Raw genomic sequence first — 11,771 nt, forward strand, 5'->3', positions numbered from 1 at the left:
CCGAAGGACGCAGCTGTCGTCAGGCTGTGGTCGCTGCGACGCGGGGAGGACGGCTGGGACGCCGTCGGGATCTCTGGAGCCAGGTCAGCACGCTGGCGCTGACGACCGACAGCACGAGCAGCACTCCGGTGATGACGTTGATCACGTCGGAGGTGACGTTCGCGAGCCGCAGCGCGCTGGACAGCACCCCGATCAGGAGCACCGCCGCGACGACGCCGTAGAGCTGACCGCGGCCTCCGAAGACCGAGACGCCGCCGAGCACGACCGCCGCGATCACCTGCAGCTCGAGCCCTGTGGCGTTGTCGCCGCGGGCGCTGCCGAAGCGCAGGGTGTAGTAGATCCCGGCGAACGCCGAGACCACGCCGGCGAGGATGAACAGGATGAACTTCGTGCGGTCGACGTGCACGCCCGAGAAGCGGGCGGCGTCCTTCGAGAGTCCGATCGCGTAGATCCCTCGGCCGAACGGCGTGAACTGCAGCACGATGATGAAGATCACCAGCAGGATCAGGAATGGCACCATGATGTACGGGATCGTCGTGCCCGAGATCTTCGCCTTCGCGAGCGCGGTCCACGTCTCCGGGAAGTTCGTGACCGCGGTGGTACCGAGCAGCCCGACCGCGAGGCCGCGGAAGAGTGCGAGCGTGCCGATCGTCACGGCGAGCGACGGCAGTCCGACCACCGTCACGAGGAAGCCGTTGAACGCGCCGCCGAGGGCTCCGACGAGCAGTGCGAGGATGGCGGCCACCTCGAACGGCAGCCCGGCCTGCACCCCCGCGCCGGTCACGACGCTCGCGAGACCGACCATGCTGCCGACCGAGAGGTCGATCTCGCCGGTGATCATGATGAGCGTCATCGGCAGCGCGATGAGCAGGATGGGAGCGACGTCCAGCAGCAGGTAGTTGACCGTGATCGGCTGGCCGAAGCCGCGCACCGTGGCGATCGAGTAGAGCACGACGACGATCAGCAGCGCGACGACCGCCATCTCGCGGCTCACGATGACCCGGCGCCAGAGCGGTCGCTCGAAGTCGCGCGTGACGCGGTTGGTGCTCGTGGTGGTGGTCACGGAGGTCATGACTGGTCCCTCGCTTCGATGAGTCGCTGCCGCTGTCTCACGGCCAGCCAGCGGTCGAGCACGATCGCGCCGATGATGAGCACGCCGACGACCGCGCGCTGCCAGAAGTCGGGGATACCGAGGATCGGGAGCGCCCGATTGATGGTCATGAGGAGCATCGCGCCGATCGCCGCACCCCAGACGGTTCCGACGCCGCCGGTGATGGCGATGCCGCCGATGACGGCCGCGCCGACGGCATCCAGTTCCCAGCCGGCACCGGCCTGCGAGCTCACCGATCCGTACCGCGCGGCGTAGAAGACGCCCGCGAGACCCGCCAGCGCACCCGACAGGATGAACGCGGTGAGCACCCGCCGCACGACCCGCAGGCCGTAGAGCTCGGCTGCCGCCGGATCGGAGCCGATCGCGTAGTACTCGCGCCCTCCACGGGTGTTCCGCATGTACCAGGCGGCTGCCGCCAGCACGATGAGCGCGACGATGGCCAGGATCGGGATGGTGAGGATGTCGCCGGTGCCGATCGCGAGGAAGTCCTTCGGCATGTCGGAGGCGTTGACCCTGGTCGACCCGGCCCAGATGACGTTGATGCCGCGGTAGGCGTACAGCGTGCCGAGCGTGATCACCATCGCGGGCACCCGGGCGAACGCCACGAGGGCGCCGTTGATGAGCCCGAGGGCGGCGCCGAACAGGACCGCGCACAGCACCACGAGCGGAATCGGGATGCCGGGGAAGTCGATGAACATGCGACCGGTGAGGTAGGCCGAGAGCCCCATGACCGAGCCGACCGACAGGTCGACGTTGCGGGTGATGATGACGAAGGCCTGCCCGACGGCGACGAGCACCAGGATCGACGGCGTCAGCAGCAGGTCGCGCCAGCCGTCGGGGCTGAACAGGAACGCCGGGTTCTTCGCCGTGGCCGCGATCACGACGAGCGCCAGGGCGATCAGGATGCCGAATTCACGGGCCTTGCCGAGCGTGCCGACGCGTTTGGTGAGGCTCGACACCGGGATGCGGGTGGTGCTGGTGGTGGTCACGAGTTCTCCCCCGCGTCGGTGCCGGCGTGGGCCGAGGTGGTGGCGTGGGTCGCGGCGAACATGACGTTCTCGGATGTGGCATCCGCGCGCTCGAGCTCGGCGGTGATGCGTCCCTCGCGCATGACGAGCACGCGGTCGGCCATGCCGAGCACCTCGGGCAGCTCGGACGAGATCATCAGGATCCCCTTGCCCTCTGCGGCGAGCTGCGAGAGAAGACGGTGCACCTCGGCCTTCGTGCCGACGTCGATGCCGCGGGTCGGCTCGTCGATGATGAGCACGTCAGGCTGCGTGGCCAGCCACTTGGCCAGCACCACCTTCTGCTGGTTGCCTCCGGAGAGGGTGGCGGTGACGGTGTCGAGCGCGTGCGCCTTCACCTCGAGACGGCTCGCCCACTCGCGGGCAGCACGGTTCTCGACGCCCGTCGTGATGAGGCCGAAGCGGGACAGGCGACGGCGGATGGCGGTGGTGATGTTGCGGCCCACCCCGGATTCGATGACGAGCCCCTGCTTGCGGCGGTCCTCGGGCACGAGGGCGATACCGGCGCGCATGGCTTCGGTGGGGCGGGAGCGCGGGATGCGCCTGCCCTTCATCGTCACGGTGCCCTCGCGGTAGTCGTCGATGCCGAACACGGCGCGGGCGACCTCGCTGCGGCCGGCCCCGACGAGCCCCGCGAGTCCCAGGATCTCGCCCGAGCGGACCGTGAACGAGATGTCGTGGAAGACGCCGGGGCTGGTGAGGTTCTCGACCTCGAGCAGCGGCTCCCCGATCGTCGTCTCCTGCTTGGGGAAGAGCTCGGTGATGTCGCGACCGACCATCTGGCGGACGAGTTCGGCCGGAGTGGTCTCGGCGATCGGCGTCGTGGAGATGTAGGCGCCGTCGCGCATGACCGTGACGGTGTCGCAGAGCGCGAAGACCTCGTCGAAGCGGTGCGAGATGAAGATCAGCCCTCGCCCCTCGTCGCGGAGGCTGCGGGCGATCGCGAAGAGCCGCTCGACCTCGACGCCGGACAGCGCGGCGGTCGGCTCGTCCATGACGAGCACCTTCGCGTCGAGCGAGACGGCCTTGGCGATCTCGATGACCTGCTGGTCGGCGATGGAGAGACCCTCCGCCGGACGGTCGGGGTCGATCGTCACGCCGAGCCGGGTGAACAGGCGCTCGACCTCGCGGCGCATCGCCTTGCGATCGATGCGGCCGAGTCGACCCACCGGCTGGCGGCCCATGAAGATGTTCTCGGTCACCGACAGGTCGGGGAACAGCGTCGGCTCCTGGTAGATCACGGCGATCCCGGCAGCCTTGGACTGCGCGGTCGAGGAGAAGTCGACATCCTCCCCGTCCAGCTGGAACGAGCCGCCGTCGCGGTGGTAGAGCCCGGCGACGATCTTCACGAGCGTCGATTTTCCGGCGCCGTTCTCGCCGATGAGCGCATGGATCGAACCGGTCGTCAGCCGCAGGCTCCCCGAGCGCAGTGCCACCACTGCGCCGAACGACTTCACGACCTTCGAGAGTTCGAGGACCACAGGTGCGGCATCGATGGGCACTGGTGCCTCCTCGTCGAGGTTGAATATGATGAATCGATTCAAACTCGATTCAGGGATACTGTAAGCACCGCATCCCCACTGGTCAAGTCACAGTCCGGATTCGACCCCGGACGGTTACCGAGCGGGGCAGATCACCGCAGCGAAGGAGCGCAGATGGTCGTCAGCATCAGAGACGTCGCCCAGACGGCGGGCGTCTCGGTGGGCACGGTGTCGAACGTTCTCAACCGGCCCGAGACGGTGTCGAGCGATGCATCCGAACGCGTGCTGAAGGCGATCGAAGACCTGGGATACGTGCGCAACGACGCCGCCCGAAAACTGCGTGCCGGTGTGAGCACCACGGTCGGATTCGTGGTGCTGAACGGGCAGAATCCGTTCTTCAACGACGTGGTGCGGGGCGCCGAGGACGAGGCCTCCCGCCACAACATCGCCGTGCTGTACGGCAACACCGACGAGGACTCCGACCGCGAGCGCATGTACCTCGACCTCTTCGAGGAGCAACAGGTGCGTGGTGTGCTGATCTCGCCGTACGGCGACATCCTGCCGCGTCTCGAGAGGCTGCGCGCCCGCGGCATCCGTGCTGTTCTCGTCGATCGCTTCGGCGGCAACAGCCGGTTCAGCTCGGTCTCGGTCGACTCGGTCGCCGGAGGACGGATGGCGGTCGAGCACCTCATCGACACGGGCCGGCGCCGCATCGCGTTCGTCGGAGGGCCGATGGACATGCGGCAGGTGACCGACCGGCTGGCCGGGGCGCGCGTCGCCGCCGACAACGCACTGGATGCCGTGGAGCTCGAGGTGCTCGCCACCGACGCGATGACCGTCGAGGAAGGCGTTGCCGTGGGTGCCCGCGTGCTGAGTCGTCCGAGGCGGGAGTGGCCCGATGCGATGTTCGCCGCGAACGACCTCGTCGCACTGGGACTGCTGCAATCGCTCATCGTGGATGGGCGGATGCTGGTGCCGCACGAGATCGCCCTCATCGGGTTCGACGACATCTCGTTCGCCGCGGCCGCGGCCGTGCCGATCACGTCGATCCGCCAGCCGAGCGGCATGATCGGCCGCACCGCGCTGCGGGTGCTGCTCGAGGAGTGCGACGACCCCGAGCTCATCCCGCGGCAGACGGTGTTCCAGCCGGAGCTGGTCGTGCGCCGCTCGACCGCGACGAACTGACCTACCAGAGCCGATGCCTCACAAGATGCCTCACGAGGAGAGAAGATGACCGAACGAATCGCCTTCCAGCTGCAGATCGCCCCCGGGATGATCGACGAGTACGTCGCCCGTCACACGCCGGTGTGGCCCGAGATGCTCGCCGAGATCGCGGCATCCGGTCGACGCAACTACTCGATCTTCCTCGGCGAAGGCGGGCGCCTGTTCGGGTACTACGAGACCGATGACGACGACGCCGCGCGGGCGTACCTCGCGGCGTCACCCGTCGCCGCCCGGTGGGAGGCTTCGATGGCCGAGTTCTTCGTCGGTCTCGAGGGCCGTGCCGACCAGGCCGCGACCCCGCTCGTCGAGGTGTTCAACCTGCACGATCAGCGGGAGGCATCCGGCGCCTGACCGGCGGGCGTCAGCCGCCGACGCCGCGGACGAGCGTGGAGACCAGCAGCACGATGGCGACGACGCCGACGAGCAGATCGGTCCAGGTGGCGAGGCTCTCGTTCGCGTTCTTGCCCTTCTTCGCGACGTGCATGAGGCCGGCGATCAACAGGAAGACGCCGCCGGCGACGCCGACCGGAGCCGCCCATCCGGGTACCAGAGCCAGCAGGCCGGCGAGGCCGAATCCGATGTTGGCGGTCCCGAGCTCGCGTGTCAGCTGCGTCTCCTGCACGCTCGGCTTCGCCGCACCCAGGATCTGGGCCGTCGGTCCCTTGCCCGACATCTGGGCGATGCCGGCGACCAGCAGACGCGTGCCGATGCCCCAGAACACCCACCACTTGCCGAAGACGAGAACGGGGTCGCCCCCGACCGTGGCGAGCTCGATGATGCCGGACACGACCGGCAGCACGACCGTCTGCGCGATGACGAGGAGGAAATAGCCCATGGCGACGGCTCTCTTTGCGGTGATAGCCGAAAGCATAGACGCGCGGCAGCGGACTTTCTAGCATGTGAGGAACCGCCCACACGACCGGAGGAACCGCTGATGAATGTGCCTTTCTTCTGGGTCGATGTCTTCGCCGCCACTCCCCTCGCGGGCAACCCGCTCGCCCTCGTGCCCGACGCGGACGCGCTGCCGACCGAGACGATGCAAGCCATCGCCCGCGAGTTCAACCAGTCGGAGACGACGTTCCTCGTGCGGCCGTCCCTCCTCGGCGCGGATCACCGCCTCCGATCCTTCACTCCGGGCGGCTTCGAGGTGCTGGGGGCAGGCCACAACGCGATGGGCGCGTGGCTGTGGCTGGCGGCATCCGGCCGACTGGATGAGGGTGGCGGACGGTATGTGCAGCAGATCGGCGAGGAGCTGCTCCCGGTCAGCGTCACCCGCGATGCCGCCGGTCGATCCGTCGTCGCGATGCGGCAGTCGGAGCCGCGGTTCCTGGCGTCCGTCGACGACGAGCACCGCGGCGCCCTCACTGCGGCCCTCGGTCTCGATGCGGCCGACCTCAGCGGCGATCGCGCCGCGGAGCTCGTCTCCACGGGTGCCGAGCATCTGCTCGTTCCCGCGCGGAATCCGGGTGCCGTCGATGCGGCGCAGCCCGACACCGCGGGCTTGCGTTCACTCCTCGCCGAGGTCGGTGCCGAAGGCTGCTACCTCTACACGACCGCCGTCGATCCGGGATCGGGGACCGACGCCTACGCGCGGTTCTTCAATCCGACCGTCGGCATCGCGGAGGATCCCGCGACGGGGACCGCGGCAGGACCGCTCGCCGCGCTGCTCGTGCGCGACGGCCTGGCGCAGCCGCGGTCACCGATCACGGTGGAGCAGGGCACGAAGCTCGGGCGTGCGAGCCTCATCGGCCTGCAGGTCGACGGCCCCGCGGTCACGATCTCCGGCACCGGCATCGTCGTCGCCGAGGGCGTGCTCCGCCTCTGAGACGAGCACGGTCGCGACTCCGGTGCCGCACAGCAGAAAGCCGAGCACGGTGACGACCGTGACGCTCTCCCCGAGGAGCACGGCTCCGGCCACCGCGGTGAACGGGGCGATCAGGAAGAGCAGGGCGTTGAGAGCCGTGATGCCGACACGCCTCAGCAGCCACCAGTAGAGGCCGTAGGCGGCCAGCGTCGGGAAGGCCGCGGCGAGCGCGGTCGCGACCCAGAACGAGACCGACGCCGGGGGCAGGAGTGTGCCGGTCGCCGCCGCGAGAACCACGAGCGCGACCGCCGTCGCCGTGGCGTGGATCGTCAGGGTCGCAAGCATTCCCGTCTGCAGCTTCGACCGACGCTGGATGATCGTGCCGGCGATCAGGCAGGCCATCGCGACGAGGAGCAGCAGATACACGAGCGGGTGCGCATCGGATCGGCCGAACTGCGACAGCACGACGAACACGACGCCGAGGGCGCCCAGGGCCAACCCGACCCACTGCACGCCGCGCACACGCAGACCCAGGAGCGGGCCGACGAGCATCGCGATCACGAGCGGTTGCACCGCGTCGATGAGCGCGACCGTTCCCGTCGCGATGCCCGCGGCGAGCGCGGCGTAGACCGCCGTGCAGTAGCCGAACTGCGAGAACAGGCCGATCAGCGACTGCCGGCGGAGGTCGGATGCCGCGATCCCCCGCGCCGCGCCCGTGATGAACACGACGACCAGCAGGATGACCGCGAGCGGCACGAACCGCCAGACGAGCAGCGTCAGGGGCGAGGCATCGACGGTGGCGATCGCAGCGATGAGGAAACCCGAGCTCCAGGTCACCACGAAGGCGGCGGCGGCCGCGACCGTGACGATTCCCGAAAGTATACCGATCTGTTTACTCATGATCTCGACTATACAGGTTGGTATACTCGTGGCATGAAGCCGTCCGTCCCTGAACTCGCTCCGCTCACTCCTGGCGCGCGTCGGGTGCTCGATGCAGCATCGACACTCTTCTACGAGAAGGGCATCCACGCGGTCGGCGTCGACACCATCGCCGACGCGGCGGGCGTCACGAAGAAGACCCTGTACGACCGGTTCGGTTCGAAGGAGACGCTGGTCGTCGCGTACCTGCAGCACCGCGACGCCCGGTGGCGCGACCACGTCGCAGAGCAGCTCGCCCGCGTTCCGGAACCCGGAGTGGAGCGGATTCTCGCGATCTTCGACGCCGCCGAGTCCTGGTCGGACGACAACAGCTCGAAGGGCTGCAGCGCGATCAACGCCCGCGCCGAGATCGGCGACGGCCACGACGGGCATCCGGTCTTCCCCGAGGTGTCCCGCCAGAAGGTGTGGCTGCTCGACCTGTTCGACGAGCTGTGCCGCGACGCATCCGTATCGAAGCCTCGCGCGATGGCCGAGGCGTTGATGCTGCTGTACGAAGGTGCGATCGTCACGCTCGGGATGGAGACGTTCGCGAACCCGTTCCCCGCCGCGCGGCGCGTGGCGAAGACCCTGCTGGAACAGGCCCGATAGAGCGAGCGCGTAGGGTGGGACGTCTGCCGACGAGAGGTCTCCGCATGATCGCACGGTTCGAAGAGCTCGACTGGCAGCAGACGCGGATGGGCGAGCTCATGCTCCGCCGCCGCACGGACCCGGAGACGGGCGACATGATCTACGAGGTGAAGCTCGAGGACGAGTACCTCATGTCGAGCCTCTTCACCGTCGCCGAGGAAGAGCTCGCGACTCTCGGCCTCGCGGCCTGCACGGGAGACGAGCTGAGTGTTCTCGTCGGCGGACTGGGGCTCGGGTACACGGCGGTGACGGCGCTGGCCGACGCGCGGGTGGCCCGGCTCGAGGTGATCGATGCCCTTCCCGCCGTGATCGACTGGCATGAGCGCGAACTCCTGCCCGTGTCGGCGCAGCTCGTGAGGGATGCGCGGACGACCCTGACCCACGACGACTTCTTCGCCGTCGTCCGACAGGAGCCGGATGCCGACGCCCGCCGTCGCGATGCGATCCTGCTCGACGTCGATCACTCTCCGCGCCACACGCTCGATCCGAGCCACGCGGACCTCTACACGGAGGCAGGGCTCACCGCGCTCGCCCGGCACCTCGCCGATCGCGGCGTCTTCGCCCTGTGGTCCGACGATCCGCCCGACGGCGACTTCATGAAGATCCTCGCCGCGGTGTTCGACGACACTCGCGCCCATGTCGTCGACTTCGACAACCGCCTCACGGGAGGGGTCTCGTCGAACACGGTGTACGTCGGCGTGAGGCGCTGACAGCCGGGCGCCTCGTCAGAGACCTTCCCGGAGGACCAGGGGAACCGCCACCGTTCGCACCACCGTCTCGAGGAGACACCATCCCGCGCGGCGATGCCAGGGGAGGTGTCCGGTGTAGACGGCGGTGTACTCGAACTCCGACTCGGCGCCTCGGTTGCGCTTGAACTCGGCGACGCCGCTCGAGTTGTGCAGCTGGACCCCGTTCTCGTGCGCCGTGCGGGCCACGAGGTAGCTGAGCATCCGGTACAGGCCGAGTTCCTGCGGGAGCGTCGTGTCGTACCCCAGAACCGGAGCGGCGAGGAAGCCGTCAGCCACACGGAACCCGAACACCCCGTCGATGCGGGCGTCGACCTCGTGTTCGAGCACCGTGAACTCGAGGAGCCCGCTCTGCTGCGCGGCCCCGATGAACGCGGCCGAGTAGCGAGGGTTGAGGCGGGAGTACTTGTCGACGTACAGCTGCGTGTAGAGCTGAGCGATCCGCTCCCGCACGGGCAGGGACGACATTCCGGTGGCGGGATCGATGACGGCGGGTCGTGCGCGATAGGCCGACTTCTCATACACGGCCCGATCGCGCACGGTGTCGCGAACGTGTGCCCAGGCCGCGCCCCGTGTGTCCGTGAACAGCACGCTGCGCGCGGGAATGAGGCGGTAGCCGCAGCGGCGCAGCATCTCGGGCATCAGGCTCCCGCGTCCGTGCACGCTGCGCCATCCGATCGCCAGATGCGGATGGGTCGATCGCAGCACGGCGGTCAGCGCGGCGAGCTCCGCCTCGGCGACCTGCGGGTGGAGGTTGGTGGAGACCAGGGCGTTGCCCACGAACGCGACGTCGTCGACGTGCGTCCGAGCCAGCGCCGCCCCGAGGCACCGCAGCAGACCCCGCGCCGCGAGTCGGGCGGCGCGAGAGCGCAGCTCGCCCACCTCCTCGCGGGCGTAGTGCAGGTAATGCGTGACGGGTGACACCACGTAGCTCTGCGGATCGGACGCGGCGCTTCGAACGCTCGGGCGCCGGGAGATCGATGAGGGAACGGTCATCGGCAGTCGCTCATCGCCGATCTCGACGACCGACAGCTCGGCATCGACGTTCGCGGCGACCGCGCGGGTGCCGCCGGCGCGCGCGACGGCATCCACGAACGCGTCCGCCCAGAGCGGCGGGAACGCGGCTGACGGCATCCGGACGGGTTCCCCGTTCCACTCGATGTCGTGCGTGGAGGCGTCGAGGAGCGACACTCGGGCGGTGCGGGCGGTGCGCAGCTGCACGATGAGCGACCGCGTGAGAGTGGGCAGGGCCACTCGATCGCCCGGCTCTCGAAGAACATCGGGCGCCTCCAGCCGACGCACGAAGTCCGCGGCATCCCCTACCGACCGCACCCCGCTCGGCCCGTACATGAGGTGCGGCAGTCCGAGCCGCACCACCTCGCGCGATGCCGTGATGAGCTCGGCGGTGGCAGGACGGAACGCCTCCGCGATTCGGTCGGCAGGCGCGAAGAGATGGATGCCGCTGGTCGCTCGAGGATTGCATTCGAGGATGGTGAGCCCCGCGTCGGTGTGCAGGAGATCGAGGCCGAACTGACCGGTGAGGCCGACGCCGGCGGCGAGGGCCTCGGCCAGGGAACGGGCGGCGCCGTGGACCGGGCTGCTCTCCGCGATGCGTTCGAATACGACTCCGGCTCCGTGTCCGGCCCGCGAGACGGGCTCGTAGAGGACGAACGCGGTGAGCCTCCCGGCGATCGCCACTGCGTAGGTGCACAGTTCTCGCCCCGTCACCCGTTCCTGGATGAGCCACGGCTGATCGGCGGTGATGCGGTCGACGTCGGGCAGCGGCTCGCCGCCGGCGAGCATGACGGTGCGAGTGCCGAACCGCGAGAACGCCGGCTTCACGACCCTCGCCCCCGACGTCCGCCCGGAAGCGGCGGCGCGTCTCCGCCGCCACTCGATGGCCGACGAGATCACCTCCGTGCGGGGGTGCGGCAGGCCCAGTTCGCCGAGAAGTGCGGCGAACTCTCCCTTGTGGTGCAGGCGGGCGAGCACATCGGATGCCGGGGCGAACAGCTGATCGCGAAGCAGGGTGAGATCCGGTTCCAGACCGACGACGGCGTGCTGCGACCCGAGCACGGCGCTGAGCCAGAACGTCTCCTCACAGGTGGGGACGATGAGGTCGGACTGGTGGCGACGTGCGATCCCGGCGACCGCCCGCGCGAACTCCGCCGGTCGGAAGCGCGCAGACGGCACCCGGTAGGAGCGCTGCACGGCACGAGATCTCGCCGTCAGGTTGGGCTCGCTGTCCGCGACGATCACGCCCCAGTCGGCTTCGGCGAAGCGTCGCGCGAGGTCGAGCGCGACGGGCGCCCGCGCCCCGGTGAGCACCACCGTGCGAGACGGCGTCACGCGGCGCGCGCCCTCATCCGGGCCACCGTGTTGCCGAACGCGAGGAGCCCGGCGACGACCACGACGATCACGTAGATCGTGACGCCGCCGTGCAGGGCGTGAATCAGGTGCCAGGTCTCCTTGAGAGCGATCAGGAACGCGCCGGCCGCGACGAGCAGCCACCCCTGTGCGTGACTGCTGAACGTCGTGATCGCTTCGCGTGTCGTGGGAGACACGGACTCGACGTACGCCGCCCGCTCGCGTCGGGCGCTGCGCCAGATCAGCACGACCGCCACGGGAGGCAGCAGCCACCACCAGGGCGATACCTCCGACGGATGCCGCTCCGGGGCGACCGGTTGCGACAGATGGTCGGCGTAGCGGGCTGCGACCTCCGCGAGCTCGAGAGCGCCCTGGTACAGCGGTCCCGCGACGAGCAACCAGGCGCCGATCGCGGCGCACCAGAGAACGAAGGTATCCATGCCGGGA

11 protein-coding genes and 1 pseudogene are annotated in these 11,771 nt (G+C 69.2%); 5 read left to right on the forward strand and 7 right to left on the reverse strand.

What is annotated here, in order from left to right; translation table 11 throughout:
- Positions 1 to 19: 19 nt before the first annotated feature.
- From LC452_RS05850 to LC452_RS05860, 3 genes are read right to left on the reverse strand one after another with little or no spacing between them, the layout of a single operon-like run.
- On the reverse strand, positions 20 to 1,072 hold the full coding sequence (locus LC452_RS05850; protein ID WP_223623140.1) for an ABC transporter permease: 1,053 nt from the start codon (positions 1,070 to 1,072) through the stop codon (positions 20 to 22).
- Positions 1,069 to 2,100 carry an ABC transporter permease gene (locus tag LC452_RS05855; protein ID WP_223623142.1) on the reverse strand — a complete coding sequence of 344 codons (1,032 nt, stop codon included), beginning with the start codon at positions 2,098 to 2,100 and terminating at the stop codon, positions 1,069 to 1,071. The genes LC452_RS05850 and LC452_RS05855 overlap by 4 nt, the downstream gene beginning before the upstream one ends.
- Positions 2,097 to 3,632 carry a sugar ABC transporter ATP-binding protein gene (locus LC452_RS05860; RefSeq protein WP_223624699.1) on the reverse strand — a complete coding sequence of 512 codons (1,536 nt, stop codon included), beginning with the start codon at positions 3,630 to 3,632 and terminating at the stop codon, positions 2,097 to 2,099. Before LC452_RS05860 ends, LC452_RS05855 begins: the two co-directional genes overlap by 4 nt.
- 159 nt (positions 3,633 to 3,791) lie before the next feature.
- Here LC452_RS05860 and LC452_RS05865 point away from each other — a divergent pair, with 159 nt between their 5' ends.
- Both LC452_RS05865 and LC452_RS05870 read left to right on the forward strand, forming a co-directional pair.
- Complete coding sequence (locus tag LC452_RS05865) at positions 3,792 to 4,802, forward strand: LacI family DNA-binding transcriptional regulator (protein ID WP_223623144.1); 1,011 nt, start codon at positions 3,792 to 3,794, stop codon at positions 4,800 to 4,802.
- A gap of 45 nt (positions 4,803 to 4,847) precedes the next feature.
- A complete protein-coding gene (locus tag LC452_RS05870) occupies positions 4,848 to 5,192 on the forward strand; it encodes an L-rhamnose mutarotase (RefSeq protein ID WP_223623146.1) in 345 nt (114 codons plus the stop codon).
- A gap of 10 nt (positions 5,193 to 5,202) precedes the next feature.
- Here LC452_RS05870 and LC452_RS05875 read toward each other — a convergent pair whose 3' ends face one another.
- A complete protein-coding gene (locus LC452_RS05875; RefSeq protein WP_223623148.1) occupies positions 5,203 to 5,676 on the reverse strand; it encodes a DUF6790 family protein in 474 nt (157 codons plus the stop codon).
- Positions 5,677 to 5,775: 99 nt separating this feature from the next.
- Here LC452_RS05875 and LC452_RS05880 point away from each other — a divergent pair.
- Positions 5,776 to 6,600, forward strand: a pseudogene (locus LC452_RS05880) (PhzF family phenazine biosynthesis protein); the annotation flags it as partial.
- On the opposite strand, the gene LC452_RS05885 reads toward LC452_RS05880, so the two are convergent.
- Positions 6,538 to 7,545: a DMT family transporter gene (locus tag LC452_RS05885; protein WP_223623151.1), complete on the reverse strand. Its 1,008-nt coding sequence runs from the start codon at positions 7,543 to 7,545 to the stop codon at positions 6,538 to 6,540. The pseudogene LC452_RS05880 and the gene LC452_RS05885 overlap by 63 nt on opposite strands.
- A gap of 33 nt (positions 7,546 to 7,578) precedes the next feature.
- On the opposite strand from LC452_RS05885, the gene LC452_RS05890 reads away from it, so the two are divergent.
- On the forward strand, positions 7,579 to 8,172 hold the full coding sequence (locus LC452_RS05890; RefSeq protein WP_223623161.1) for a TetR/AcrR family transcriptional regulator: 594 nt from the start codon (positions 7,579 to 7,581) through the stop codon (positions 8,170 to 8,172).
- 44 nt (positions 8,173 to 8,216) lie between these two features.
- Positions 8,217 to 8,921, forward strand: a complete 705-nt coding sequence (locus LC452_RS05895) for a spermidine synthase (protein ID WP_223623163.1) — start codon at positions 8,217 to 8,219, stop codon at positions 8,919 to 8,921.
- A gap of 15 nt (positions 8,922 to 8,936) precedes the next feature.
- Here LC452_RS05895 and LC452_RS05900 read toward each other — a convergent pair whose 3' ends face one another.
- Together LC452_RS05900 and LC452_RS05905 are read right to left on the reverse strand one after the other, a co-directional pair.
- Positions 8,937 to 11,306, reverse strand: coding sequence for an ATP-grasp domain-containing protein (locus tag LC452_RS05900; RefSeq protein ID WP_223623165.1), 2,370 nt, complete (start codon positions 11,304 to 11,306; stop codon positions 8,937 to 8,939).
- Positions 11,303 to 11,764, reverse strand: coding sequence for a hypothetical protein (locus LC452_RS05905; protein ID WP_223623167.1), 462 nt, complete (start codon positions 11,762 to 11,764; stop codon positions 11,303 to 11,305). Before LC452_RS05905 ends, LC452_RS05900 begins: the two co-directional genes overlap by 4 nt.
- Between the last annotated feature and the right edge of the window lie 7 nt (positions 11,765 to 11,771).

It is taken from the genome of Microbacterium sp. EST19A, assembly GCF_019969685.1.
Classification (GTDB): Bacteria; Actinomycetota; Actinomycetes; order Actinomycetales; family Microbacteriaceae; genus Microbacterium.